General features: G+C 65.6%; 22 protein-coding genes and 1 tRNA gene. 15 read left to right on the plus strand and 8 right to left on the minus strand.

Annotation, left to right across the window (positions count from 1 at the left end; all coding sequences use genetic code 11):
• The first annotated feature begins 3 nt into the window (after nucleotides 1–3).
• From ureE to G0A00_RS15355, 4 genes are read left to right on the plus strand one after another with little or no spacing between them, the layout of a single operon-like run.
• Nucleotides 4–657 (plus strand): urease accessory protein UreE, encoded by a 654-nt coding sequence (gene ureE, locus G0A00_RS15340; RefSeq protein ID WP_164182660.1) that lies wholly within the window; start codon nucleotides 4–6, stop codon nucleotides 655–657.
• Complete coding sequence (locus G0A00_RS15345) at nucleotides 611–1,282, plus strand: urease accessory protein UreF (protein WP_235953121.1); 672 nt, start codon at nucleotides 611–613, stop codon at nucleotides 1,280–1,282. The genes ureE and G0A00_RS15345 overlap by 47 nt, the downstream gene beginning before the upstream one ends.
• Nucleotides 1,283–1,304: 22 nt before the next feature.
• A complete protein-coding gene (gene ureG / locus G0A00_RS15350) occupies nucleotides 1,305–1,937 on the plus strand; it encodes an urease accessory protein UreG (protein ID WP_066101571.1) in 633 nt (210 codons plus the stop codon).
• Nucleotides 1,934–2,905, plus strand: coding sequence for a ketopantoate reductase family protein (locus G0A00_RS15355; RefSeq protein WP_164182658.1), 972 nt, complete (start codon nucleotides 1,934–1,936; stop codon nucleotides 2,903–2,905). The genes ureG and G0A00_RS15355 overlap by 4 nt, the downstream gene beginning before the upstream one ends.
• A gap of 87 nt (nucleotides 2,906–2,992) precedes the next feature.
• On the opposite strand, the gene G0A00_RS15360 is transcribed toward G0A00_RS15355, so the two are convergent.
• Both G0A00_RS15360 and G0A00_RS15365 read right to left on the minus strand, forming a co-directional pair.
• Entirely contained in the window at nucleotides 2,993–7,864 is a 4,872-nt protein-coding gene (locus tag G0A00_RS15360) for a translocation/assembly module TamB domain-containing protein (RefSeq protein WP_164182656.1), read from the minus strand.
• Nucleotides 7,861–9,657, minus strand: a complete 1,797-nt coding sequence (locus G0A00_RS15365) for an autotransporter assembly complex family protein (protein ID WP_164182654.1) — start codon at nucleotides 9,655–9,657, stop codon at nucleotides 7,861–7,863. Before G0A00_RS15365 ends, G0A00_RS15360 begins: the two co-directional genes overlap by 4 nt.
• A gap of 281 nt (nucleotides 9,658–9,938) precedes the next feature.
• Here G0A00_RS15365 and G0A00_RS15370 point away from each other — a divergent pair, with 281 nt between their 5' ends.
• Nucleotides 9,939–10,844, plus strand: coding sequence for an NAD(P)-dependent oxidoreductase (locus G0A00_RS15370; protein ID WP_164182653.1), 906 nt, complete (start codon nucleotides 9,939–9,941; stop codon nucleotides 10,842–10,844).
• A 110-nt stretch (nucleotides 10,845–10,954) separates the two neighbouring features.
• Here G0A00_RS15370 and G0A00_RS15375 read toward each other — a convergent pair whose 3' ends face one another.
• The 4 genes from G0A00_RS15375 to G0A00_RS15390 form a co-directional block, all read right to left on the minus strand.
• Nucleotides 10,955–11,245: an HlyU family transcriptional regulator gene (locus G0A00_RS15375; protein WP_164182652.1), complete on the minus strand. Its 291-nt coding sequence runs from the start codon at nucleotides 11,243–11,245 to the stop codon at nucleotides 10,955–10,957.
• 16 nt (nucleotides 11,246–11,261) lie between these two features.
• A complete protein-coding gene (gene rpoD / locus G0A00_RS15380; protein WP_164182651.1) occupies nucleotides 11,262–13,259 on the minus strand; it encodes an RNA polymerase sigma factor RpoD in 1,998 nt (665 codons plus the stop codon).
• A 141-nt stretch (nucleotides 13,260–13,400) separates the two neighbouring features.
• Nucleotides 13,401–15,407 (minus strand): DNA primase, encoded by a 2,007-nt coding sequence (gene dnaG, locus G0A00_RS15385; RefSeq protein ID WP_164182650.1) that lies wholly within the window; start codon nucleotides 15,405–15,407, stop codon nucleotides 13,401–13,403.
• A 144-nt stretch (nucleotides 15,408–15,551) separates the two neighbouring features.
• A complete protein-coding gene (locus tag G0A00_RS15390) occupies nucleotides 15,552–15,836 on the minus strand; it encodes a hypothetical protein (RefSeq protein ID WP_066106624.1) in 285 nt (94 codons plus the stop codon).
• A gap of 188 nt (nucleotides 15,837–16,024) precedes the next feature.
• On the opposite strand from G0A00_RS15390, the gene G0A00_RS15395 reads away from it, so the two are divergent.
• The 5 genes from G0A00_RS15395 (at nucleotide 16,025) to G0A00_RS15415 (ending at nucleotide 19,907) form a co-directional block, all read left to right on the plus strand.
• Nucleotides 16,025–16,204: a ribbon-helix-helix protein, CopG family gene (locus G0A00_RS15395; RefSeq protein ID WP_164182649.1), complete on the plus strand. Its 180-nt coding sequence runs from the start codon at nucleotides 16,025–16,027 to the stop codon at nucleotides 16,202–16,204.
• Nucleotides 16,201–17,733: a CHAD domain-containing protein gene (locus G0A00_RS15400; protein WP_164182648.1), complete on the plus strand. Its 1,533-nt coding sequence runs from the start codon at nucleotides 16,201–16,203 to the stop codon at nucleotides 17,731–17,733. Before G0A00_RS15395 ends, G0A00_RS15400 begins: the two co-directional genes overlap by 4 nt.
• Complete coding sequence (locus G0A00_RS15405) at nucleotides 17,730–18,479, plus strand: ParA family protein (protein ID WP_066101546.1); 750 nt, start codon at nucleotides 17,730–17,732, stop codon at nucleotides 18,477–18,479. Before G0A00_RS15400 ends, G0A00_RS15405 begins: the two co-directional genes overlap by 4 nt.
• On the plus strand, nucleotides 18,476–18,976 hold the full coding sequence (locus G0A00_RS15410) for a CYTH domain-containing protein (protein ID WP_164182647.1): 501 nt from the start codon (nucleotides 18,476–18,478) through the stop codon (nucleotides 18,974–18,976). Before G0A00_RS15405 ends, G0A00_RS15410 begins: the two co-directional genes overlap by 4 nt.
• A 199-nt stretch (nucleotides 18,977–19,175) precedes the next feature.
• Nucleotides 19,176–19,907: a hypothetical protein gene (locus G0A00_RS15415; RefSeq protein WP_164182645.1), complete on the plus strand. Its 732-nt coding sequence runs from the start codon at nucleotides 19,176–19,178 to the stop codon at nucleotides 19,905–19,907.
• A gap of 223 nt (nucleotides 19,908–20,130) precedes the next feature.
• Here the strand turns inward: G0A00_RS15415 and G0A00_RS15420 are convergent.
• Nucleotides 20,131–20,205, minus strand: a tRNA-Thr gene (locus tag G0A00_RS15420).
• Nucleotides 20,206–20,340: 135 nt separating this feature from the next.
• Here G0A00_RS15420 and G0A00_RS26380 point away from each other — a divergent pair.
• Genes G0A00_RS26380 through G0A00_RS15430 form a run of 3 tightly spaced genes read left to right on the plus strand, consistent with a single transcriptional unit; the run spans nucleotide 20,341 to nucleotide 22,246 of the window.
• Nucleotides 20,341–20,511, plus strand: coding sequence for a hypothetical protein (locus tag G0A00_RS26380; protein ID WP_193789508.1), 171 nt, complete (start codon nucleotides 20,341–20,343; stop codon nucleotides 20,509–20,511).
• Nucleotides 20,511–21,782, plus strand: coding sequence for a UDP-N-acetylglucosamine 1-carboxyvinyltransferase (gene murA / locus G0A00_RS15425; protein WP_164182643.1), 1,272 nt, complete (start codon nucleotides 20,511–20,513; stop codon nucleotides 21,780–21,782). The genes G0A00_RS26380 and murA overlap by 1 nt, the downstream gene beginning before the upstream one ends.
• Entirely contained in the window at nucleotides 21,779–22,246 is a 468-nt protein-coding gene (locus tag G0A00_RS15430) for a DUF2948 family protein (protein WP_066101534.1), read from the plus strand. The genes murA and G0A00_RS15430 overlap by 4 nt, the downstream gene beginning before the upstream one ends.
• An 8-nt stretch (nucleotides 22,247–22,254) precedes the next feature.
• Here G0A00_RS15430 and G0A00_RS15435 read toward each other — a convergent pair whose 3' ends face one another.
• Nucleotides 22,255–22,665, minus strand: a complete 411-nt coding sequence (locus tag G0A00_RS15435; RefSeq protein WP_066101531.1) for a c-type cytochrome — start codon at nucleotides 22,663–22,665, stop codon at nucleotides 22,255–22,257.
• Nucleotides 22,666–22,836: 171 nt separating this feature from the next.
• On the opposite strand from G0A00_RS15435, the gene hisD reads away from it, so the two are divergent.
• Both hisD and G0A00_RS15445 read left to right on the plus strand, forming a co-directional pair.
• Nucleotides 22,837–24,138, plus strand: coding sequence for a histidinol dehydrogenase (hisD, locus tag G0A00_RS15440; protein WP_164182641.1), 1,302 nt, complete (start codon nucleotides 22,837–22,839; stop codon nucleotides 24,136–24,138).
• A 165-nt stretch (nucleotides 24,139–24,303) separates the two neighbouring features.
• Complete coding sequence (locus G0A00_RS15445; protein ID WP_164182639.1) at nucleotides 24,304–24,783, plus strand: UPF0262 family protein; 480 nt, start codon at nucleotides 24,304–24,306, stop codon at nucleotides 24,781–24,783.
• Nucleotides 24,784–24,786 lie beyond the last annotated feature (3 nt).

Consider the following 24,786-nt stretch of genomic DNA (forward strand, 5'->3'; position numbering starts at 1 on the left):
CCCATGACCTCCCCCGCGCCCGCCCCCGCGTCTGCACTGCCCGTGTCCCACGAGATCGCCCGGAAGGGCGCCGTGTCCGAGGCGCATCCAGAGGCACCGCTGAGCGTCACGCTCAGCTACGAAGACCGCTTCCTGCGCCGCAAGGTGCTGAAGAGCGATCAGGGCGAGAGCTTTCTTGTCGATCTGGCGCATACCGAAAGCCTCGACGAGGGCGATGCCTTCGTGCTGACCGATGGGCGGGCGGTGCGCGTCGCGGCGGCGGCAGAGCCGCTGCTGGCGGTGAGCGGGGCCGACCTGCCGCGCCTCGCATGGCACATCGGCAACCGTCACACGCCTTGCCAGATCGAAGCCGCGCGGCTGCTGATCCAGCGCGACCACGTGATCCGCGACATGCTGGCTCATATCGGTGCGACGGTGGAGGAGGTGCTTGAGCCCTTCACCCCCGAGGGCGGCGCCTATGGGCATGGGCGCACCCATGGCCACGACCATTCCCACGCGCATGGCCCCGAGGGGCATTCGCACAGCCACTCTCATAGCCATTCGCACAGCCATTCGCATGCGCACAGCCACGGGCATGATCATTCTCATGATCATTCTCATGATCACTCCCATGAGCAGTCCCATTCCCACGGTTCCGCGCACACGCATGACCACTGATCCGCTGCTGACGCTGCACCAGCTGTTCTCGCCCTCCTTTCCGGTGGGGGCCTTTGCCTATTCGCACGGGCTCGAGACCTTGGTGCAGGAGGAGCGCATCACCAGCGCCGCGCAGCTTCAGGGCTGGCTCGAGGCGGTGCTGCGTCACGGCGCGGGCTGGAGCGATGCGGTGCTGCTGGCGCAGGTGGCGCGGGGCGGTGATGCGGCGGAACTGGCCGAGCTTGCCACCGCGCTCTCACCATCGGCCGAGCGGCGGCTCGAGACGGTGAAACAGGGCGAGGCCTTTGCCAGCACGGTGCGCGATCTGTGGCAGGTGGACATCCTGCCCGCGCCCTATCCGGTCGCCGTGGGGCAGGCGGTGCGCGCGCTGGACCTGCCGCTGCTGCCCGCCGCGCAGCTCTACCTGCAGGCCTTCGCTTCGAACCTTGCCGCCGCTGGCATCCGCCTGATCCCGCTTGGCCAGACCGAGGGGCAGGGCGTCGTGCGCGCTCTCTCGCCGCTGTGCGAGGCGCTGGCGGCGCAGGCGGTGACCGCCTCGCTCGACGAGATCGGTGGCTTCTCTCCGGTCTCGGACATTGCCAGCCAGCGCCATGAGGCGCTCTACTCCCGTATCTTCAGATCGTGACACCAATTGTGACGGAGACGACATGACTTCCCCCAACGGACCCCTTCGCGTCGGTCTCGGCGGCCCCGTGGGCGCCGGCAAGACCAGCCTCACCGCAGCCCTTGCCCGCGCGCTGCGCGACCGGCTGTCGATGGCCGTGGTGACCAATGACATCTACACCCGCGAAGACGCCGAAGAGCTGATGCGCCAGCAGATCCTGCCGCTCGATCGGATCAAAGGGGTCGAGACCGGCGGCTGCCCGCACACGGCGATCCGCGAGGATGCCTCGATCAACCTCGCCGCCATCGCCGAGCTGAACGAGACCTTCCCCGACCTCGACCTGATCCTCATCGAAAGCGGCGGTGACAATCTCTCGGCGACCTTCTCGCCGGAACTGGCCGATGTGACCATCTATGTGATCGACACCGCTGCGGGTGAGGAAATCCCGCGCAAGGGCGGCCCGGCGATCACCAAGTCCGACATCCTCGTCATCAACAAGACCGACCTCGCGCCATATGTGGGTGCCTCGCTCGAAGTGATGGAGCGCGATGCCACGCGGATGCGCGCGGGCAAGCCCTTCGTCTTTGCGCAGGTCAAGCACGGCAAGGGCGTGGATGAAATCGTCACGCTGCTGGCGCAGATCGGGGGGCTGCCGCTGGCCGAGGCGGTGGAATGAGCCGCTTCGTCATTCTTGGGGTTGGCGCGGTGGGCGGCACGCTCGCCGTCGCGCTGACCGAAGCCGGTGAAGATGTGATCGGCATCGCGCGCGGCGCGCAACTGGCGGCGATCAAGGCGGGCGGGCTGACGCTGCGCACGCCCGAAGGGCCGCGCCACGCCAATTTCCCCTGTGTGGCGACGCCGCAGGAGGCGGGGCTGCGCGAGGATGACGTGATCATCCTGTGCGTGAAGACCCAGCACACTGAGGCTGCGCTGGCGCAACTGCGCGAGGCCGGGGCGCAGGGACAGCACATCTTCTGCTTTCAGAACGGGGTCGAGAACGAGCGGCTGGCGCTGCGCTACTTCCCCAATGTGCATGGTGTCACCGTGATGCTGCCCGCCGATTTCGTGCAGCCCGGCGAAGTGGTCTGCTACGGCGCGCCGGTCTGCGGATCCTTCGATGTGGGGCGCTATCCCTCGGGCTCGGACGACGCGGATGCGGCGCTGGTGTCGCGGCTCGAGGCGGCGGGCTTCCCCTCGGCGGTGCGCGACGGGGTGATGACGTTCAAATACGGCAAGCTGCTGATGAACCTCGGCAACATCGTCGGCGCTGCGCTTGGACAGGAGGCCGATGCCGCTGCGGTAAACGCGGCGCTGAAGGCCGAAGCCGAGGCTGTCTTTGCCGCGGCGGGGATCGCTTGGGCGGATCCGGCCAAGGGCGATGAGGCGCGCGATGCGCAGCTAAAGATCGTCGATGTTCCGGGCGTCACCCGCGTCGGCAGTTCCACCGCGCAGAGCCTTGCGCGCGGCGCGGGGTCGGTCGAGACCGACTACCTCAATGGCCAGATCTCGCTTTTGGGTCGTCTGCATGGCGTGCCGACACCGGGCAACGACTGGTTCAATGCGCTGGCGGCGCGGCTGGTGCGCGACGGTGCCGCGCCGGGTGCAGTGACGCTGGATGACGTGAAGGCGGCTCTGGCGCTTTAAACCATCCGTGACCCGATGCGGTCTGGAAACCAAAAGGGGCGTCCTTGCGGGCGCCCCTTTGCTTTTGGTGCTTTTTGTCGGCGTGGCTCAGTAATCGCGTTCGAAATACATGCCGAGCGTGCTGTCACCATCCGAGGTGACGCTGCCCTTGGCCTTCAGGCTCGGGGTGATCTTGATGTTGAGATTCACCGCACTGTCGCCGCCGGAGTCCACCTCGACATCGGTGTAGATGTTGTCCGAGATGTATTTGCCCAAGCGCAGCCCGGCCTCGCCCTCGTCATTGGTGGTGACGTCGAGGTCATCAAGCCCGAAGCCCTGCCGGAGGTTGTCCACCGCCCCCGAGCCGCCGCCCGCCAGCGTGTTGATCGCCGCGGCGATCTGCAACGCTTGGAAGCCCGAGATCTCGGTCAGGTCGCGTCCGAACAGCAGCAGCGCCAGAACCTCTTCCTCGGGGCGCGAGGGGTCGGAGGTGAAATCGACCTCGGGCGAGGTCGCCAGCCCGGTGATGCTGACCGTCACCGTGGTGCTTTCCACCTGCGAGGTGGCGGCGATATCCAGTGTCGGGATGAAATCGCCGGTCAGCGCCATGGACGCGGTGTCGAGCGTCAGGCGCTGACCGAGGATGTCCAACCGGCCGCGGATCAGGTCGAACCGGCCCTGCGTGATGATGTCGTTCGAGGTGCCGGTCACGCGCAGCGCGCCGCCAAGCTCCATGTCGAGACCACGACCGCGCACGAAGATCTGCTGCGGCGCGCGGATCACCACATCGAGCGGGATCGAATAGCTCGAGCCGCCGTCAGCGCCATCGGCCTCGTCCAGCAGCCCGGCACGGGCGCGGGTGATACGCGATCCGGCGGGTTCCTGAATGTGGTGCAGCACAAAGCCACGGCTGCTCGGGCCAAGTCCGGTCTCGGGGATGCGGATCTCGGCATTGTCGATGAGGATGTCGCCGCCGATCGTAGGCCCGGTGAGCAGCGGGCCAGAGATGCTGACGTTGCCGCCAAGCCGCACCTGATAGAGCCGCTGATCTTCCAGCACCAGTTGGTTGAGCGCGATGGCCAGATCGGCCGGGTAGTTGCCGCTCATGCCGATGGTGCCGTTCACCTCGATGCGCCCGCCGGTGGCCAGCGCGGTGGAGGCGGTGAGCGTGGTCTGCCCGCCACCGACATTGGCGTTGAGGTTCAGCCCCGTGAGTTCGAGCCCCGGACCGGGCAGGATCACCTGCGCGCCGTTCACCGTCACATTGCCCGACAGCGAGTTCACCGCCAGCGGCCCGCTGAGCCGCATGTCGATATTGGCATTGCCCGACAGCAGGTTCGGCGCGGCGACCTGATTGGCCAGCGCCAGCGGCGCATTGCCGGTGATTGCCAGATCGGCGGTGCCGAAGTCCTGCGCGATGCTGCCCGAGACTTGCGCCTGCGTGCCGCCGGGCGCGGTGAGCGCGGTCTGCAGCTGGTACTGCCCGCCATTCGCCGCAAGCGTGCCCTGCGCGGTGGCGCGGCCCGGAAGCTGCGGCACGATCAGCCCAAGGTCGCGCAGCGCCACCTCATAGCTGATGCTCGAGCCTTCGCCGCCGTAGCTGCCCGAGGCCGATGCCGTGACCTCGCCGGTCTGCACATCGAGCTGCTGGATCGTCAGCACGCCATTGGCGTCGCGGGTGACTTGCACCGTCGCGCTGCCATCGCCGCCGACAAGCTGATCGGCGGTGGGGATGCCAAGGCGCAGGTTGCTGGAATTCAGCTGACCGTTCGCCGAGAGGCTGCCGTCGGGCAGGTTGTAGGAGACATCGCCATCGAAGCTGACGCCGCCCGAGAGCGGCTGGCCGACCAGCGGCGCATAGGCCGCCAGCGAGGCGACCGAGGCGTTGCCGTCGAAGGCCACCGTGCCGACGCTGCCGTCATCCAGTTTTTCGGCGGTGACGCGGCCCTGCGCCGTGGTCTCGCCGGGGCCGGAGGCGGTGAAGTCGAGCTGGTAGGTGCCATCGGTCTCTTGCAACTGGCCGTTCACATTGGCGCTGCCGGTCACGCCGGACTGGATCAGCGACATGTCGGGCAGAGTGATGTCAAAGCTCGCGTTGCTCTGGCCCGCGTCGGGGGAGGGGGTGCCGCCCATGAGGGCCGCGGTATAGACCTCGCCCTCGGCGGTGGCACGGATCGCCTGTCCGTTCACCTCGAGTTGGCGGATCTCGACCTTCTCGGTGTCATAGGCAGCCGAAACGTCGAGATCGACGGTGCCGGTCAGCAGCCCGTCCACCTGCGCGATGCCAGTGCCGATATCGCGGGTCGTGCCGTCAAGCACCGCGTCGATGGCGCCGCTTTGCATGTCGTAGGTCACATCGGCGGTCAGATCGAGCGCGCCCGCCAGCGGGCGGTCCGCAAGCCCGGCGTAGACCGACAGATCATCCGCCGCCACCTCGCCGTCGAACGACACGGTGCCAATGCTGCCATCCGCCTCTTTTCCCGCTTCGGCGAGGCCGTTGATCGCCACGCCGCCGGGGCCGTTGGCGTCGATGTCGAGCCGGTAGCTGTTGGCTTCTTCCTGCAGGGTGCCGGTGGCCGCGAAGGGCCCGGTGATGCCGGGCTGGATCAGCGACATATCGGGCAGGCGAATGTCAAAGCTGGCGTTGCTGAGGCCCGCATTGGCAGAGGGGGTGCCGCCCAGCAGGGCGGCGGTATAGACCTCGCCCTCGGCGTTGACCTGCACGGCCTGACCGTCGACGGTCAGCTCGCGGATCAGCACGCGGTCGCTGTCGTAGTTCACCGAGGCGTCGAGATCGACACTGCCGGTCAGCAGCCCGTCGAGCTGTTCGATGCCGGTCTCGATATTGGCGACAGTGCCGTCCAGAACCGCGTCGATTGCGCCGCCGTCGAGCGTGTAGGTGACATCGGTGTTCAGATCGACCGCGCCCGCCAGAGGACGCCCGGCGAGCGGGGCGTAGGCGGCCAGATCCTCTGCCGCCGCATCGCCCTCAAAGCCGATGCTGCCGATGGTGCCATCCTCGAGCTTGCTGGCGGTCAGCAGACCATCAAGGTCAGTGCCGCCCGGCGCGCTGCCGGTGAAGTCGAGAAGATAGGCGTCCGGTGTTTCGGTCAGCGTGCCCGAAAGCTGGGCCGCGCCGGTCATATCCGCCTCGACCAGCGACAGGTCGGGCAGCGAAATGTCGAAGCTGCCGGTGCTGCCGCCGGTCTGCAGCTTGGCCTCGGCCACCGCCTTGAGGCCATCGCCCGAGAGGTCGAGCCGCCGCAGTTCGGTGCCTTCCTCGTTGCGCACGGCAGAGGCGAAAAGCTCCACCTCGCCAGCAAGCAGCCCGTCCGCCTGCGCGACGCCGGTCTTCAGATCGCGGGTCAGGCCATCGACGGTGACGTCGAAGCGCCCGGCGACCGGCTCCAGCGTGCCTTTGACGGCGACATTGGCGTCGCCGCCAAGCTCGCGTCCGGCCAGACCGGAGAAGCGCCCGATGTCCTCGGCGCGCAACTGCAGGTCCGGCTCGATGATGATGTTGCCGCTGTTGCCGATGCCCGAGAAGGTCACGTCGCCCGCAAGCGCAAGGCCCGCACCGCCAAAGTCGATCTGGCGCAGATACAGCGGATCGCCCGCCTGCCAGTCGATCTGCATGACGCCCTTAAGCTCCTCGCCCGCGGCATCGGCCATGGAGGCATCGGCAAAATCGAGGCCGGTGGCATCGAAGGTCACTTGTGCCTCGACCCCACCCGGAAGCGAATTGCCCGCGCTGCGGCGGATGGTGCCACGGCCCGCGATATCGGCGCGTTCGAGCGACATGTCGGGGCGGTCGATGCCTTCGGCGATCACGTCGAGGGTGAAGGCCTCACCCTGCGCGGCATCGTAGTCGAGATTGATTGTCGCCTGATCGACCATGGTGACATCGCCCGACATGGCCAGCCGCACCGGGCTGCCGTCGTCCGAGGCGATCTCGCCATCAAGCTGCAGCAGTTCCGGCCAGCCGTCGGCACCGATGCGCGCGGCGCCGGTGAGCGAGACCATGGCGGTCTGCAGATCCAGCGTTTCGAGGTCGAGCACCCCGTCGGCGCCCTGCAGGCCCGCGACCTGCAGCGACTGCTCGGGGCCAAAGAACTCGCGGTGCTGCTCGGGCAGCAGCGGGCGCAGATCGCCCGAGACGTCTGCGGTAAAGCGGCGGCCCTCTTCGGCGCTGCCGAGCAGGGTGATCTGGCCGCCAAGGCGCTCTTCGCCATCGGTGGCGAGCTGCAGATCGGCGGTGAAATCGTCAAGCTCGCCGTCGCCCTGCAGCGCAAGGCTCAGCGAGGGCGCGCCGGGCAGGCCCATCTTGGTGGTGACGATGCCGCCGCTTTCCTCTTCGAGCGAGACATCGAGCGACAGCGCGCCGCTCTCATTGGCGTAGCTGCCGGCCAGTTTCAGCGAATCCTGCGGCCCGTCGAGGCGGTTGATCGAAATGTCGGCCTCGCCCTCGCCATCGGCCAGTTGGGCAGAGCCATTGACCTCAAGCGCCACTTCCTCGCCCAGCAGCGAAGCGCCCAACTCGACGCGCGCGATGCTGAGCTCGCCCACATTCACCGACACGGGCAGGTCGGGCAGGGCGAAATCGCCCGACGCCTCGGGCGCGGGGGCCTCTTCGCCCGCCGCCGGGGCGCGTTCGACCACCAGCCGCTCGGCGCTCAGCTCGTTGACCACCAGCGCGCCGCGCAGCAGCGCGGTGCGGCGCCAGTTCAGCGTCGCATTCTCCAGCACCAGCCAGACCCCCTCGTCATCCGAGATGGTCATACGCTCCAGCGTCGCCTCAGAACTGAGCGCGCCGCGGAAGCCGGTGATCGAAACGTCGCGGCCCGCGCCCGAGAGCGAGTCCTCGATCAGACGCTCGAGAAAGCCGCCGCTGTCCTCATCCTCTTCCTGCGCGAGGGCAGGGGGGGCCGCCAGAATGAGCGGCAGGAGCAGCAGCAGGGAAAAACGCTTGAGAAGGGTCAAAATGCCTGTCCTATGCCGAGGTAGATCTGCACGCCGTCACCGGTGTCGCCACCGGCGGGCATGGCCACATCAAAACGTAGCGGGCCGATCCCGGTTTTGTAGCGCACGCCGATGCCAGCGCCCGCGTGCCATTCGCCATCATCGCCGCCGGGGGTGCTGTCACGCCCGACATAGCCCGCGTCGTAGAAGATCACCGCGCCGAGGCTTTCGCCGATGTCCTGCCGAAGCTCGCCGGAGATGCCGGCAAAGCTGCGCCCGCCGATCGAGTCGCCGTCGCCGAGGTCGATGTCCAGCGACTGATAGGGCTGGCCGCGCACCGTGCCCGCGCCGCCGGAGTAGAACAGGTAGTCGGGAGGCGTCTCGTCGATGTCCGGCCCGATCACCGAGCCGAGTTGCAGCCGTCCGGCCAGCACCGTGCGCTGGCGTTCGCCAAAGGCGTAATAGCCGCGGAAATCGCCGTAGAGCCGCGCGCCATTGGGATCGTCGCGCAGGTTCAGGAAGGGCGTTGCATCGGCAAGGATGTAGTAGCCCTTGCGCGGGTCGAACTCGTCATCGCGGCGGTCGTATTCCACTTCGATCGGCAGGGTGAGCAGCTCGAAGGTGCGCTCGCCGAGGTCGTCGGTGGTTTCCGAGTAGAGATAGCCGATGCCGATCTCGGTATAGAGATTGTCGGTCAGCTGCCGGGTGAGACCGGTGGTCAGCTCGATGCTGTCGAGGTCATAGGCGGGCTCTTGCAGGTGCTGAAGCTCGGTCTGAAAGTAGGCGTCAGTGTCCGGGCCGACGGCGGCAGGAACGTCGAGCCTGCCGGTCAGCGTGTAATCGAGCGTGTCACTCTGGTCGGTGATGTCGGTGATCTCGGCATCGAAGCGCAACCGCTCGGCACCGCCAAAGATGTTGCGGTGCAGCCAGTAGCTGGTCACCGACAGACCTTCGAGCGAGCTGATCTCGGCACCAAAGCCGATGCGGCGCGGCTTGGAGTCGACCACGTCGAGCGTGTAATCAAGCGTGCCGTCTGGGTTCGGCGTGTCTTTCTCACGAAGGGTGACCGTGGCGAAGGCACCGGTGCGGGTCAGCCGGTCGACCACGTCTTCAACTTCCTCGGGGTCGTAAATCTCGCCCGTCGGCATGCCGGCGATGCGGCGCTGCGCGGCGGTGCGCACCTTGCTGGTGCCATCGGTGTCGATCCGTCCGAAGCGCAGGCGCGGGCCGGTGGTCACGCCCATGTCCACATCGACGCGGCGCGCGGCGTGGTTGGCGGTGACATCTTCGCGGGTCAGCTCGGCCTTGGGGTAGCCGACGTTGCGCCAGCCATCCACCGCCGCCTGCGCGGCGCTGGTGATCGTGGTCGCTTTGGCGCGCTCGCCGGGTTTGAAATCGCTGGGCAGGTCGGTCTCGGGCGCCAGCGGCGTGACATTGGTGCGGCCAAACTGGAAACGCGGGCCGGGGCGCACCAGCACATCGACACGGTTCACGCTCTGCGGTGTGGACAGCAGCGGAATCTCCGACGCCTCGCGCCCGTCGATGCGGATCGACACCTCGGGCCCATAAAACCCGGACGCATAGAGCGTCTCGACGATGATCCCATAGTCGGACAGAGCTGCGGCCATCACATCGGGGCCTTCGGTCTTGCCCTCGGATTTGGTGGCCACCAACTGCGAATAATTGGTGATCTGGGTCTGCATGTCCTCGCTCAGACCGGGAAATGCAAAGCTGAGCGTCTCGAAGGCAGAGGCCGGCAGGGCGGCGGCGCTCAGGGCGAGGCTCAGGGCAATGGAATGATGCCGAAGGCGCAATGAACTGTCCTTTCGCGAAACTATGGCTGCACCTTAACGCAGCGGAATTCACGCGGCTAGGCGCTGCGCGAAGAAGCGCGGCCTGCCGGTTGATTTCGCGCGGTTTCGTGGGGATCGGGTCACGCCCGCGAAACTGTGAAGCCACGCGTGGCATCGGGGGCTTGCCCATACGCCTCGGTCTGTGCGGCCCGTCTTGTCGGGGCAGGCGGCGGCCTTTATCCCGGAAGGCAGGAAGCGGCAGCGCAGGGTGCAGGCCGCAGAGGCGACGGTAAGGATTTGCGATGCGCATTTACGTGACGGGCTGTGCGGGCATTCTGGGCTATGAGATCCTGTGCCGCATGCATGCCGAGGGGCATGAGGTCACCGGTATTTCGCGCAGCGCGCTGCCCGAGGGCGCACCGGCGCTGCCGCATGTGCAGGTGAGCGATGCGCTGCATCCGGGCTGGCTGGCTCCGGGGGACGAGGGGGCGACCATCGTGCATTGCGCGGGTCTGTCGGACGCACGGCGCAGGTTCGACAGCATCGCCGCGCTGAACCGAGAGGTGACAGAGCCGCAGACCGATTTCGTCGAGGCGCTGCTGGCGCGGGGCTGGCGCGGGCATCTGGTGTATCTGTCGACCGCCGCCGTCTATGGCGACACCGAGGATTTGCCCATTGCCGAGACGCGCGAGCCGCAGCCGAAGGGGTACTACGCGCTGCACAAGCTGTCGGTGGAGAACGCGCTGCTGTTTCTTGCCGCGCAGCATGGCTTTCGCCTAACCCTGCTGCGCCTTGGTAACCCTTATGGCACGGCGATGCCCGGACGCGAGCGGGGGGTGATGCGGCTCTTGCTGGATGCGCTGGCCACCGGCGCGGAGTTCACCGTCTACGGCAGCGGCGAGACCTCGCGCGATTATCTGCATATGGATGATTTCACCCGTGCGGTGTCGCAGGTGGTGACCCGCGATCTGCCCGAACAGATCACCCGCCTAAACCTCGGGGCCGGGGAGGGGACAACGCTCAACGGTCTGATCGCGCGCATGGAGGCGGCCACCGGGCGCAGCCTCAATCTCGTCAGCAAACCGTCGGACCTTGAGGTGAAATCGAGCGTTCTCGACATCACGCGCGTACGGCAGCTGCTCGGCTGGAGCCCGCAGGTCTCGCTCGACGACGGTCTGGCGCGGATGGTGTCGGACTACGGTCTGTGAGCCGGTTGCGGCGGGACCTGCGCGAGTGACCTTCGCATCGCCCGGAACGCAAAAACGCCGCCCCGAAGGGCGGCGTTTTGTGGTCTTGGAAGGCGGGATCAGCTGAAGATTCAGCTGAAGATCCGGGCGCCCTGTTCGTCGATCATCTGTTGCGCCTTGCGCAGCGAGGCGGCGACCGCCTCGTCGCGGTCGCGGATGACGTCGGCGCGGATCAACTGGTGCACCTTCACCTCGCCGTTCACCTCACCCTCGATCCGGGCGGCGATGCGGAACTGACCGTCGGTCGGTTGCGGCTCGGGGAAGATCACGAACCCCTTGTATTCCACCGCTTCGGCCTGAGGCTGCGCGGCAGCGCCGGTGTCGGAACCGCCGCCGCCAAAGAGACGTGACCAGAAGGACATGGCTCTCTCCTTGCGCTTACTGGTCGAGGAACGAGCGCAGCTTGCGCGACCGGCTCGGGTGCTTGAGCTTGCGCAGCGCCTTCGCTTCGATCTGACGGATCCGCTCGCGCGTCACCGAGAACTGCTGGCCGACCTCTTCGAGCGTGTGGTCGGTGTTCATGCCGATGCCGAAGCGCATCCGCAGAACCCGTTCCTCACGCGGGGTGAGCGAAGAGAGCACGCGGGTGGTGGTCTCTTTGAGGTTCTCTTGGATCGCGCTGTCGAGCGGCAGGATGGCGTTCTTGTCCTCGATGAAATCGCCGAGCTGCGAATCTTCCTCGTCGCCGATGGGCGTTTCGAGCGAGATCGGCTCCTTGGCGATCTTCATCACCTTGCGGACCTTTTCGAGCGGCATCTGCAGCTTTTCCGCCAGCTCTTCCGGGGTCGGCTCGCGGCCGATCTCGTGCAGCATCTGACGGCCGGTGCGGACCAGCTTGTTGATCGTCTCGATCATGTGCACCGGGATACGGATGGTGCGCGCCTGATCGGCGATCGAACGGGTGATCGCCTGACGGATCCACCAGGTCGCATAGGTCGAGAACTTGTAGCCGCGACGATACTCGAACTTGTCCACGGCCTTCATCAGGCCGATGTTGCCTTCCTGAATAAGGTCGAGGAACTGCAGGCCGCGGTTGGTGTATTTCTTGGCGATCGAGATCACGAGGCGAAGGTTGGCTTCGACCATTTCCTTCTTGGCCTGACGCGCCTCTTTCTCACCCTTCTGCACCTGCTGGACGATGCGGCGGAATTCGCTGATGTCGAGGCCCACATACTGACCGACCTGCGCCATATCGGCGCGCAGTTCGTCAGCCTTGTCCGAGAAACGCTCGATGAACATCTGCCAGCCGCGACCGTCTTTCTCGGCCATGCGGTCCATCCAGTTCGGCTCAAGCTCGCGACCACGATACTCGGCGACGAACTCGCGGCGGTTGATGCGGGCCTGATCGGCCAGCTTCACCATCGCGCTGTCGATCGACATGATGCGCTTGTTGATGCCGTAGAGCTGGTCGATCAGCGCCTCGATGCGGTTGTTGTGCAGGTGCAGGCCGTTGACCATCACGACGATCTCAGAGCGCAGCTTCTGGTACTGCGCTTCGTCGGCGTCCGAGAAGGTGCCGTCCTCGTTCAGCGTGGCGCTGATCCGGGCGTCCTGCATTTCCGACAGGGCTTCGTAGTCGGCAGCGATGAGATCGAGGGTTTCGAGCACGCGCGGCTTCAGCGCGGTCTCCATCGCGGCCAGCGACATGTTGGCCTGATCGTCCTCGTCCTCGTCGTCATCCTTGCGGATCGGGTTGCCGTCGGCGTCGAGCTCGGGCTCGTTGCTCTTGGGCTTCTGTGCGGCCTCGCCACCGGCACCGGCGTCCACCACCGGCTCGTTCAGCTCGCCGTCTTCGTCGAGCTGATTGCCGAAGGTCGCCTCGAGGTCGATCACATCGCGCAGCAGAATCTCTTCGCTGAGAAGTTCCTCCCGCCAGATGGTGATCGCCTGAAAGGTCAGGGGGCTTTCGCACAAGCCCGCGATCATCGTGTTGCGGCCAGCCTCGATCCGCTTGGCGATGGCGATCTCACCCTCGCGCGACAGCAGTTCGACCGAGCCCATCTCGCGCAGGTACATGCGCACCGGGTCATCGGTACGGTCGAGCTTTTCCGAGCCGCCGGACGACAGCGCGACGTCACGGCCTTTGGAGGCGTCGACCAGATCGGTCGAGCCCTTGTTCTTGTCCGCGTCTTCCTCGGCTTCCTCGTCCTCTTCGGTGACTTGGATGCCCATTTCGGAAAGCATCGACATCACGTCTTCGATCTGGTCGGAACTGACCTGATCCGGCGGCAGAACCTGGTTCAGCTGGTCATAGGTGATAAAGCCACGCTCGCGCGCCTCGGCGATCATCTTCTTGACCGCGGCCTGGCTCATGTCGAGGCTATGTGCGTCGTCCTGAGTTTCCGGCTTGGCGTCGTCGTTGTCTTTGGCTGCCATGAAGTGCTCCGTCAAAGGGAGGGGCCGGTTCTGGCCGGCACTCGCGCAAGTGAAGTGATTCGTTTCTGCGAATCATGGGGGGAATCAAATGATTCGGCCACCCGTGTACCCGTTTTTCCTCCAGTTTCCCTAAATGGTCATCTAGTTCTGACCCTTGGAAAAGCGAATCTGTTGCAGCAGCGCGTCGAAAGCGCTGCGTTCTTCTTTGTCCATCCGGGCCCCATTGGCCCCGGTTTCGAATTCCACATCGTCTTCAGAACGGTTCATAACCGCCTGATTGCGCGCCTGTGCCGCCTGTCCCAGCCTCCAGGTCAGGGCTTCGTCCGCGAGGCTCTCCATATCCTCCAGCGCCTCTGCGAGTTCGGCCACGAGTCCCGCCTGCGCCGCGATCTTGGCGAATTCCTCGGCCACCGTGAGGCGGGCGAGTTCAATATCACCGATCTGTCGCAAGCAGGGTACAACTGCCACATGGCGTGCCCCGAGGAGGGAATCAAGGGCCTCGGGTCCGATTCTCTGCGCTGCGTCTTCCTGAAGTATTTCCGGATCGGTCGTTCCCGCGCGCAGGAACAGGTCACGCAGCGCTGCGTGATCGGGATCGCTGCAGGGCAGGGTCTCGAGCGGGCCTTCGAACTCGGGCAGCAGCGCCGGGTAGCGCAGCAGCACGGCGAGGATGACGGTCTCGCGCAGCCGCGTCTCGGCAGCCTCGCCAGCCGAGACCAGCAGCGAGGATTTCGCCGCGGCGCTGGGGGCGATGGTGACGGCCTGACCCCATTTCTGGGTGCGCTGACCGCTGCGGAACGGGCTGCGCTGGCCGGATTTTCCGCCCCAGTTGCCGCCTCCGTTTCCGCCATCGCCGCTGCGCTTGCTGCGGAAGAGCTGCCAGCGGAGTTCCTTGATCTCATTGCCGTAGTGGTGGCGCAGGTCGGGGTGCTGGATGCGCTTGATCGCGGCGCGCAGCGTCGCGTCGAGCGCGGCCTTGCGCTCGGGGCTGTCAAAGACCTTGTCCTCGGTCTCGCGGCGCCACAGCAGTTGCACCATGGGCTGCGCCTGATCGAGCACCGCCTTGACCGCCTGCGGCCCTTTGGCGCGCAGCAGGTCGTCCGGGTCCTGACCTTCGGGCATGATGGCGAACCGCAGCCCCTTGCCGGGTATCAGCAGCGGCAGCGCGGTGTCGATCACCCGATAGGCGGCGCGCAGACCGGCCTTGTCGCCGTCGAGCGCGATCACAGGCTCGTCGGAGATGCGCCAGAGCAGCGCGATCTGATGCTCGGTGACGGCGGTGCCGAGCGGCGCCACCGCCGCCTCGAACCCGGCCTCGCTGAGCGCGATCACATCCATATAGCCTTCGGCGACGATCAGCGGCTGGCCTTTGCCCGCCGCCTCGCGCGCGGGCGCGTGGTTATAGAGGTTACGGCCCTTGTCGAAGAGTTCGGTCTCGGGCGAGTTGAGGTATTTGGCGTTGTCGCGCGGGTCCATGGCGCGCCCGCCGAAGGCAATGGCGCGGCCGCGGCCATCGCGGATCGGGAACATGATGCGATTGCGGAACACGTCATAAGGCGCGCGGCCCTTCTGCGAAGGCTTGGCCAGCCCCGCCGCCATGATCAGGTCCTCGGCGACACCCTGTCCGCGCAGATGGTCCCAAAGGTGCTGCCAACCCTCGGGCGCAAACCCAAGCTCGAAACGGTCCTGCACTGGTTGCGTCAGTCCGCGCCGGTCGAGATAGGCGCGCGCCTCGGAGGCGGCGCCGGTGCGCAGCTGCATCCTGAAGAACCGCACCGCCTGTTCCATCACCTCGGCAAGCTGGCTGCGGCGGTCGGCCTTCTGCGCGGCCTGCGGGTCGCGCGCGGGCATCTGCATGCCTGCCTCACGGGCGAGAATCTCGACCGCTTCCATGAAGTCGACGTTCTCGCTTTCGCGCACGAAGGAGATCGCATCGCCCTTCGCGTGGCAGCCGAAGCAGTAGTAGAACCCCTTGCGGTCATCGACGTGGAAAGAGGCGGACTTTTCCTGATGGAACGGGCAGGGCGCCCACATGTCGCCCTTGGCCTGATTGGACTTGCGGGTGTCCCACATGACTTTGCGACCGACGACCTGGCTCAGGCTCGTACGGGTGCGCAATTCGTCAAGGAAGCCGGGTGGTAGACTCATGCTCGGAGTATCAATGCAGAGGGGGGCCGAGTCCATGCGGCTCGGCACGCGCGTTGGTGTTTGTGTCAGATAGCCGATGCCCGCGCCGACCGGAAGGGCGACGCGGGCGGGTGCGGGTCACGTAATGCGCGCCTCAGCGCGGCGTCATTGCGAGAGGCACTGCTGTTCCCAGCTGCGGCCCACATCAAGGGTGAGCTGGTTTTCGGGCAGCGAATAAATCCATTGCGCCAGCATCTCGCCCGAGTCGCGATCCAGCGCCCGGCGCAATTCGCGCTCGGTCCGCTTTTGCGGAATGCCGTCCTTACGCGCCTGCACTGCTTCCATGACCATCTTGGCCGAGGTTTCGCAGCGTGCCGCCTTGTCACTTTGCGCGGAGGCCGGGGTGGCGGCGGCGAGCACCAGCCCGAAAAATACTACAAGATTCCGCATGGTCTGCATCTCCTGTGTCAGCCAAGGCGCTTATGTAGTCCTTTGCGGGGAAAGTGTCACCCATGAGGCGGGCTGCGATCACGGCTTGGAGAGCGCCGTGGCTTTGCCGTTGCGCCAGTGCCGGGAAATCGCGTTGCGCTTGCGGGTTCAAAGTGAAATCATGACGTCACTTTTAGCGGGTATCAGCCATGGCGAAGACCAAAGAAATCAAGCCCAAGGACGAGAAGAAGAACACGTCCCTGCGGCTTAGCAGCAAGACACTCAAGGCGCTCAAGATGCGCGCCATCGAAGAGGATCGCAGTGTGCAGAAGATCGTCGAGACGCTGATCGAGGATTACCTGCGCAAGACCGGAAAGAAATCCAGATGACTCAAGGCGAGGGTGCCTTTTACTTCCTCCCCGACACGGCCGCAGAGGGGGCATCGCTGGTCGATGCCGCCGATCTGGGCGGTCTTAAACCCCAGCTTAGCTGGCAGGAGGCGAGCAGCGCCTTCCTGATCCGCGATACCTTCGATCAGGAATTGCGCCTGAGTGGCCGTGTGCTGATCGAAGTGGCGGAGCAGTTTGAACTGTTACAGCCCGACGGGCGGGTGCTTGGCCAGTCTTCGGCGGGGGCGGGGCGCTTTGTCGCCGAGTTCTCCGAGGGCTCGGTGAAGCATGCGCTGTCCGACCTTTCGCCCCTGCGCTGCCTGCTGCCGGTGGGCGCGGGCGAAATGCGCCGGGGCGAGCTGGCGCTGCTCGATGACGAAGAAAAGACGCAGGCGCGGGCGCTGTTGTGGGTGCTCGAAGCGGCGGAGGGCGGGCGTGTGACGATTGCCCGCCTGCAGGGGCTGCGCGGCTACGACAAGGCGCTGACCCGGCTGCGGAAGCTGGTCGAAGGGCTGGGCGGCGCGGCGCTGGATGATGGCGCGCTTTATGATCTGCTGTTCCCCGGCCATTCGGCCTATGTGGCCAAGCCCGAGGTGCCAATGGACGGGCAGGAAGAGGCCTTTGACGCCGCCAGCGATATCATCGCCGCCTATCTTCCCGTGGCGCGCGCCAATGAGGCCGGGGTGATCGCCGACGACGACACCGAGTTCCTGCATGACTACCGCATCGCGCTGCGCAAGATCCGCTCGGTGCTCAGCCTGTTCAAAGGCGTTTATGCCGCCGAGCAAACCGCCGAGCTGAAAGCGCGCTTTTCGGCGTTGATGGAACCCACCGGGCGGCTGCGCGACCTTGATGTCTACCTGCTCGAGAAGGATGCCTATTACGCGATGTTGCCGGAGAGCCTGCACGAAGGTCTCGACCGGATGTTCGCCTTGTTCGCCGAGGAACGCACCGCCGCGCAGGCAGGGCTGGCGAAACATCTGCGCAGCACCGGCTACCGCAAGGAGATCACCGCGCTTGGCAAGATATTCGACAAGCGCAAAGCCTTGCAGCGCGGCGAACGCGCGGACCTTCCGGCCTATGATTTCGCCTGCAAGCTGATCTGGAAACGCTACCGCAAGATCTGCACCATCGCCGAGGCGATTGATGATGCGACGCCGGACCACGAGGTGCATGAGCTGCGCATCCACTGCAAGAAGCTGCGCTATCTCATGGAGTTTTTCGGCCCGCTGTTCCCTGCAGGGCCGTTCAAAAAGCTGATCAAGCCGCTGAAGCGCCTGCAGGACAACCTTGGTCTTTTTAACGACTACTCGGTGCAGCAGGGCAGCCTTATCGACTTCCTGAGGCGGCTTGAGGACAGCGGCGAGAGCGGCAATCTGCAGGTGGCGCAAAGCGTTGGCGCGCTGATCCTCGTGCTGCACGAGCGGCAGCTGGCAGAGCGCGCCAAGGTCGTCGGCAGCTTCGCGACGTTCAACAGTGCCGAGACCCAAATGACGTTCCGCGAGCTGTTTCACGGAGGAAAGAAATGAAGATCATCGCCTGCTACTCCAACAAAGGGGGCGTCGGGAAAACCGCGACCTCGGTGAACCTTGCCTATGCGCTGGCGCAGGGCGGCCGCCGGGTGCTGCTGTGCGATCTCGACCCGCAGGGGGCGTCGAGCTTCTACTTTCGCGTGAAACCCTCGAAGAAGCTGACCGAGGCGAAGTTCTTTGAGGACGTGCAGCGCTTCACCAAGGCGATCCGCGGCAGCGATTTCGACAATCTCGACATCCTGCCCGCCAATATGACCTTCCGCGACTTCGATGTGTTCCTCGCCCGCATGCGCAATTCGCGCTCGCGGCTGAAGAAGGCGTTGAAGGCGGTGAAAGGCGATTACGACGTGATCCTGCTGGACTGCCCGCCGAACATCTCGACCCTTTCCGAAAATGTCTTTCGCGCGTCCGACGCGATCGTTGTGCCGGTCATTCCCACGACCCTGTCGCAGCGCACGTTCGAGCAGTTGCAGGAGTTCTTCCGCGACCATGACCTGAGCCCCAAAAAGCTGCACGGGTTCTTTTCGATGGTGCAGGGGGTGAAGTCGCTGCATGGCGAGACCATGGACGAGATGCGCGCCGAGCACGGCAAGCGCCTGATGAAGTCGAGCATTCCCTTCACCTCGGATGTCGAACGCATGGGCGTGCATCGCGCGCCGGTGATGGCAACCGCGCCGTCGAGTGCCGCCAGCGCGGCCTATACGGCACTGCATGATGAATTGAGCAAGAGGGTCCTGAAATGACCGAAGCAACCGAAGCTGTCGAGATCGAGCGCAAGTTTCTCGTGGCGCAACTGCCGGTGCTGGAGGAGCTGAAAGCAAAGCCGGTCCGGCAGGGCTATGTCACGCAGGCGGGCGACTCGGTGGAACTGCGCCTGCGCGAGAAGGGCGGGGCTTTCTTTCTGACGCTGAAGTCCGAGGGTGGGCTGGTGCGCATGGAGCGCGAGATCGAGATCGACGCCGCGCAGTTCGAGGCTCTCTGGCCCGCGACCGAGGGGCGGCGGCTCGAAAAGACACGCTATGTGGGCGCGCTGCCGGACGGCACGGGGTTCGAGCTTGATGTCTTCACCGGGACGCTGGCGCCGCTGGTGCTGGTGGAGGTCGAGTTCGACAGCGCAGAGGCGGCGCGGGCCTTCACGCCGCCCGACTGGTTCGGAGCGGATGTCACCGAAGACCGCCGCTACCGCAACCGCGCGCTGGCCGATGATGGCGTGCCGGGGCGTCCCGAGCGGCGCGGCTGAGGCGCTGCAAGGGCCTCATTGGCCGAACACACGCACAGGTGGCGCGGGCCTTCGCGCCGCCTGTTTCGTTGTGCGCGCCCGCGTGCTGTGGCGCTCTTGCGCCAAACCGGCACGGCTCTGCGGTGGGCGGCTGGGGTCCGGACCCGGCGGCTGCTACCCATGTCTATAAGGAAACGGCAGCACAGGCAGGGGCAGCAAGATGATCCTCGCGGATTCCATCGGCTTTGCGGCGACGCATACGATCAGCGAAATTCTCTCGGGCATTCCGAATGCGGAGGTGCGCCACGGCACCCGCAACTTTGCCAAGGGCGGTGCCGTGGGCGGGGAGGACACGCCGATCGATCAGTTCGTCGCCGAGATGAAGCAGAGCGCCGCCGCGGGCAAGCGTGTCTACGCCGTGCATTGCCTCTACAACGCGCCGCAGGGGCGCGAGGTCTGTCTGGCCAATGGCGTCAAGCACCGGATAATCGTTCGCGAGCCCGTGCGCCACGTGCGCAGCTGCTTTGCCTGGTGGGTGAAGAAGACACTCGGCGGTGATCAGGTGGGCTATCGCAAGATGGTCACCCTCGACGAGCATCTGATCTCGAAACTGCCGATTCCACGAACCTTTCCCAATGCTGCCTATGCGGCAGCGCTGTCGCATGTGATGCAATTTAATATCGAGGCGCTCGAAGCGGGCTGCGAGATTCTGCAGATGGAACGGCTGGTTTCCGAAGAGGACTACTTCCGCGAATCCTTCGATGTGCCCGATGACGTGACCCTCAGCCATTTCAGCGGCGCCGAGGTGCATCGCGCGTCACATAAGGACAAGCTGGAGGGGCTTGGCGTCGGCGAGGCGAATGAAGACGCGCTGCGTCAGGTGGTTCGCTGGACCGTGGCGGGCAAAACCACGAGCTTTGCGGAAATGTCTGCGCGGCTTGGTTACAGCTAAGCGCTGATCCCGGCGCAGGGGGCAGCTCTCTTGCGCTGGGATGCTGAACAATCAGGCGGACCACGCGCGATCAAAGGCTTGAGCGAATGAGCACTCTTCCGGGCGCTCGTATGGGGCGCCCGGCATGTCTGGAATGCACGGAAAGCAAAGGGCGATCGGCCTTCGCCAGCGCGGCACACACGGCGCGCCCCAACAATAAACTGTCTATTTTCAGGGAGGTAAGTGGTGCTGCTGGAGAGAATTGAACTCTCGACCTCTCCCTTACCAAGGGAGTGCTCTACCTCTGAGCTACAGCAGCGCCGGTGTGCCTTTCGAGGCGTCCGCGCTAGGTTGCGTCGGTGTGCCTCGTGGCGTGGCGCGGTGTCTAAGGGCAAACGCCGGGGGGTGCAAGCGCAATCTGGACGGTTTTTTGCCTCTCCGGTAAAGAAAGTTCATGAAGCCCAAAACGAGCCCCCAAAAATCCCCGGCACAGGACCGCGATGCCCGCCTTAAGGCGGCGCTCAAGGCGAATCTGGGCCGGCGCAAGGCACAGGCGAAGGCGCGCGACGCCTCGAAAGACGACAAAAAGCCCGAAGACGGGCCGAGCAGTGAAAAGGACAGCTAATGGATTCGATCGTCGTCACGGGCAATGGCCCGCTATCGGGACAGATTCCCATCGCCGGCGCGAAGAATGCCTGCCTCACCCTCATGCCCGCGACGTTGTTGTCGGATCAGCCGCTGACGCTGACCAATGCGCCGCGGCTGTCCGATATCCGCACGATGACGCTGCTGCTGCAGTCACTGGGTGCGGAAGTGCAGGCGCTGAACGACGGGCAGGTGCTGGCCATGTCGAGCCACGCGCTGACCTCGACCCGCGCCGACTATGACATCGTGCGCAAGATGCGCGCGTCGATTCTCGTACTCGGTCCGCTGCTGGCGCGATTCGGCCATGCCGAAGTGTCGCTGCCCGGCGGCTGCGCCATCGGCGCGCGCCCCGTGGACCTGCATCTCAAGGCGCTGGAAGCGATGGGCGCGGAGCTTGATCTGCGCGAGGGCTATGTGCACGCCAAGGCGCCGTCGGGTGGCCTGAAGGGCGGCATCGTGGAGTTTCCCTTTGCCTCGGTTGGTGCCACAGAAAACGCGCTGATGGCCGCCACGCTCGCCAAGGGCACAACGGTGATCCGCAATGCGGCGCGTGAGCCCGAGATCGTCGATCTGGCGCAATGCCTGCGCAAGATGGGCGCACAGATCGAGGGCGAGGGCAGCAGCACCATCGAGATTCAGGGCGTCGAGATGCTGGGCGGGGCGACGCACCGCGTGGTGACCGACCGGATCGAACTGGGCACCTATATGCTGGCCCCGGCGATCTGCGGCGGCGAGGTCGAATGCCTCGGCGGTACGATCGAACTGGTTAAAAGCTTCTGCGAAAAGCTCGACGAGGCGGGAATCGCGGTCGAGGAAACGCCGACCGGCCTCAAGGTCGCGCGCAAGAATGGTCGGGTGAAGGCTGTGGATGTGACCACCGAGCCGTTCCCCGGCTTCCCCACCGACCTGCAGGCACAGATGATGGCGCTGCTTTGCACCGCCGATGGCGAAAGCGTGCTGGAAGAAAAGATTTTCGAGAATAGGTTCATGCACGCGCCCGAGCTTCTGCGCATGGGCGCGAATATCGACGTGTCGGGCGGCACCGCCCGTGTGCGCGGTGTCGAGAAACTGAAGGGCGCCCCGGTGATGGCCACCGACCTGCGCGCCTCGGTGTCGCTGATTCTTGCCGGTCTTGCGGCAGAGGGCGACACGGTGGTCAGCCGGGTCTACCATCTCGACCGTGGCTATGAGCACGTGGTGCGCAAACTGCGCGGCGTGGGCGCCAAGATCGAACGGGTGAAGGGCGAGTGACCGAGGACGCAAAATTCGAGGACGCGGGCGGCCAGCCCCTCAACCTCGGGGCGATGGACCCCGAGGACCTGCAGGTGCTGTCGGCGCTGGCGCAGGATGCGGTGCTGACCGTCGCGGATGTCGCATGGGAGAAGCGCCACCACCGGCTGGCGCTTCTGGTGAATCGCCTCCGCCGCGAGGATGGCGTGCATCAGGATCCGCCCGAGCGGGTCCGTGCGCTGCTGGTGGTCGAGAACGTGCTGAAGGTGGCGGCTCAGGGAATCAGCCGCGACGACAAGGACACGGTGCTCTCGCTGCTGTCTGTCGGTTTCGAGCCCGGCGAGGATGGCGCGGGATATGTCGAACTGACCTTCGCCGGTGACGGTGCGCTCCGCTGCGAAGTTGAGGCGCTGGAACTGCGCCTCAAGGATGTGACCCGGCCCTACCGCGCCATTTCGGGGCAGATGCCGGATCACAAGGACTGATCAGCGGCTCACTGCTGCATTGATTCTAGATGCTGCGCGAGGGCGAGAATGCGTCCTCGCGTCACGATCTCGCTGGCATAGGCGCCGATCTCGACCGACAGCGCCTCTTTGAAGCGCTGCCCCCAGACCGGCATCGGATACCCGTGGCCACGAATGCCGCTGCGCCCGTCGATGATCTGAATGACCTCAAGCATCGGGAATTCGCCGTCGTTGTTCGCAGAGATCTGCGTCAGGTCCGGCAGATCAACCGTCATCAGTTCCGCCAGCGGCCCGTCACCGACGCCGCTCTCGCCATGGCAGGCGGCGCAGGCGTTCATATATTCGGTCTCTCCGGCGCTTTGCGCCGAGGCGCTGCCACTCATGCACAGCCCAGCCATGCCAAGCGCCAGTCCGAGCGCGGTAATATTGTTCTTAAACATCTTTGCTCCTCCAAAATACATCGGCTCTCCCGTGCCGATTTCCCCATATTAGGCGATTCGCATGTGTCACTCGCTGATCCACGTCATCGTGGAGAGGGGCGAATCCCCTCTTGCACCACTTGAGCCGCGCCCGGCTTGTCTCTAAGCACGGGCGCGACAAGGAGATCGCCCATGCCCGTCTTTCTCGACACCACCGAGCCGGATTTCGAGCTGCAGTTCGCCCAACTGCTCAGCGCCAAGCGCGAGGACAGCCCCGATGTGGACGATACCGTCGGCGGCATCATCGCCGATGTGCGGGCGCGCGGCGACGCGGCGGTGCTCGAACTGACCGCGAAATTCGACCGGCTGGAACTGGCTGCTTCGGGGCTGCGCTTCACCGCCGAAGAGATCGACAGCTATTGCGCGCAGGTGCCGCAGGCCGAGCGCGACGCGCTCGAGACCGCTGCCGAACGCATCCGCGCCTATCACGTGCGGCAGATGCCCGAGGATCAGCAGTGGACCGATCCCGATGGCGCCACGTTGGGTTGGCGCTGGACGGCGGTCGCGGCAGCGGGCCTTTACGTGCCGGGCGGGCTGGCGAGCTATCCTTCCTCGGTGCTGATGAACGCCATTCCCGCCAAGGTGGCGGGGGTCGAGCGGCTCTGCATCACCGTGCCCACGCCCGACGGTGTGGTGAACCCGCTGGTGCTGCTGGCGGCAAAGATCGCCGGGGTCGACGAGATCTACCGCATGGGCGGTGCCCAGGCGATCGCAGCGCTGGCCTATGGCACCGAGAGCATTGCGCCGGTCGACAAGATCACCGGGCCGGGCAACGCCTTTGTCGCCGCCGCCAAGCGCCGGGTGTTCGGCAAGGTCGGCATCGACATGATCGCGGGCCCCTCGGAAATTCTCGTCATCGCCGATGCGGACAATGATCCCGAGTTCATCGCCCTCGATCTGCTCAGTCAGGCCGAGCACGACGAAAGCGCGCAGTCGATCCTGATCACCCCGGATGCCGCCTTTGGCCGCGCCGTGACCGAAGAGGTGGAGCGGCAGCTTCAGGTGCTCGAACGCCGCGGCATCGCCGGGGCCAGCTGGCGCGATTTCGGCGCCGTGATTGTCTGCCGCGATCTTTCCGAAGCCGCCGCGCTGTCGAACCGCGTGGCACCCGAGCACCTCGAGCTTTGCGTCGCCGACCCCGAGGCGCTGTCGCAGCAGATCCGCCACGCTGGCGCGATCTTCCTTGGTCAGTGGACGCCCGAGGCCATCGGCGATTACGTCGGCGGCCCGAACCACGTGCTGCCCACCGCCCGTTCGGCGCGCTTCTCTTCGGGCCTGTCGGTGCTCGATTTCCTCAAGCGCACCACGCTGGCCAAGATGTCGCCCGAGGCGCTGCGCGCTATCGGTCCGGCAGCCGAAGTTCTGGCCACCTCCGAGAGCCTGCAGGCGCACGGCCTTTCGGTGACGGCGCGGCTGCGCAAACTCAACGGCTGAGACTAAAGTCGCAGGCGCAGCGCTGCACCTGCGGTCACCACGCCTCCGGCGCAGGGCTTTGCTACGCCTCTGGCGTAGGACTTTGCTACGCCTCCGGCGTAAGGCGCATTGCCCCATCCCCGCGCATTGGCTACAGATTCCGGAGCCGAAGCCGAGGACGCGCCCATGAGCCATATCGCCCGTATCGAGCTGGACGACGCCAACCTGCCGCCTCCGACCCCGGAGATCGAGCAGGAGCGCCGCGTTGCCATGTTCGATCTCATGGAAGAAAACAGCTTCACGCTGCCCCCGCGCGAGGGCCGCGAGGTGCCGCAGGGCCCCTATGCGCTTGGCCTGTCGATCCGCGAGAAACGGCTGGTCTTCGACATCTCGACCGAGGGCGGCGATCCGGCGGCGGAGTTCCACCTCTCGCTGGCGCCCTTTCGGCAGGTGGTGAAGGACTACTTCCAGATCTGCAAAAGCTATTTCGACGCGGTGAAATCCGCCGCCCCCAGCCAGATCGAAACCATCGACATGGCCCGGCGCGGCATCCACAACGAAGGCGCGCGCATCCTGCAGGAGCGGCTCGAGGGCAAGGCCGAGGTCGACACAGACACGGCGCGCCGCCTCTTCACCCTTATCTGCGTGCTGCATTTCGGGGGCTGACCT

The organism is Salipiger sp. PrR002, assembly GCF_010500775.1.
Classification (GTDB): Bacteria; Pseudomonadota; Alphaproteobacteria; order Rhodobacterales; family Rhodobacteraceae; genus Salipiger.

Excerpts from the sequence above, each read along its gene's own strand:
- G0A00_RS15345 (WP_235953121.1), top strand. The coding sequence starts at position 611 with ATGAGCAGTCCCATTCCCACGGTTCCGCGCACACGCATGACCACTGAT.
- G0A00_RS15375 (WP_164182652.1), bottom strand. The coding sequence starts at position 11,245 with ATGTCCTTCTGGTCACGTCTCTTTGGCGGCGGCGGTTCCGACACCGGC.
- G0A00_RS26380 (WP_193789508.1), top strand. The coding sequence starts at position 20,341 with ATGAAGCCCAAAACGAGCCCCCAAAAATCCCCGGCACAGGACCGCGAT.
- G0A00_RS15395 (WP_164182649.1), top strand. The coding sequence starts at position 16,025 with ATGGCGAAGACCAAAGAAATCAAGCCCAAGGACGAGAAGAAGAACACG.
- rpoD (WP_164182651.1), bottom strand. The coding sequence starts at position 13,259 with ATGGCAGCCAAAGACAACGACGACGCCAAGCCGGAAACTCAGGACGAC.
- G0A00_RS15370 (WP_164182653.1), top strand. The coding sequence starts at position 9,939 with ATGCGCATTTACGTGACGGGCTGTGCGGGCATTCTGGGCTATGAGATC.
- murA (WP_164182643.1), top strand. The coding sequence starts at position 20,511 with ATGGATTCGATCGTCGTCACGGGCAATGGCCCGCTATCGGGACAGATT.
- dnaG (WP_164182650.1), bottom strand. The coding sequence starts at position 15,407 with ATGAGTCTACCACCCGGCTTCCTTGACGAATTGCGCACCCGTACGAGC.
- G0A00_RS15405 (WP_066101546.1), top strand. The coding sequence starts at position 17,730 with ATGAAGATCATCGCCTGCTACTCCAACAAAGGGGGCGTCGGGAAAACC.
- G0A00_RS15400 (WP_164182648.1), top strand. The coding sequence starts at position 16,201 with ATGACTCAAGGCGAGGGTGCCTTTTACTTCCTCCCCGACACGGCCGCA.
- G0A00_RS15410 (WP_164182647.1), top strand. The coding sequence starts at position 18,476 with ATGACCGAAGCAACCGAAGCTGTCGAGATCGAGCGCAAGTTTCTCGTG.
- G0A00_RS15445 (WP_164182639.1), top strand. The coding sequence starts at position 24,304 with ATGAGCCATATCGCCCGTATCGAGCTGGACGACGCCAACCTGCCGCCT.
- G0A00_RS15355 (WP_164182658.1), top strand. The coding sequence starts at position 1,934 with ATGAGCCGCTTCGTCATTCTTGGGGTTGGCGCGGTGGGCGGCACGCTC.
- G0A00_RS15435 (WP_066101531.1), bottom strand. The coding sequence starts at position 22,665 with ATGTTTAAGAACAATATTACCGCGCTCGGACTGGCGCTTGGCATGGCT.
- G0A00_RS15415 (WP_164182645.1), top strand. The coding sequence starts at position 19,176 with ATGATCCTCGCGGATTCCATCGGCTTTGCGGCGACGCATACGATCAGC.
- hisD (WP_164182641.1), top strand. The coding sequence starts at position 22,837 with ATGCCCGTCTTTCTCGACACCACCGAGCCGGATTTCGAGCTGCAGTTC.
- G0A00_RS15390 (WP_066106624.1), bottom strand. The coding sequence starts at position 15,836 with ATGCGGAATCTTGTAGTATTTTTCGGGCTGGTGCTCGCCGCCGCCACC.
- ureG (WP_066101571.1), top strand. The coding sequence starts at position 1,305 with ATGACTTCCCCCAACGGACCCCTTCGCGTCGGTCTCGGCGGCCCCGTG.
- ureE (WP_164182660.1), top strand. The coding sequence starts at position 4 with ATGACCTCCCCCGCGCCCGCCCCCGCGTCTGCACTGCCCGTGTCCCAC.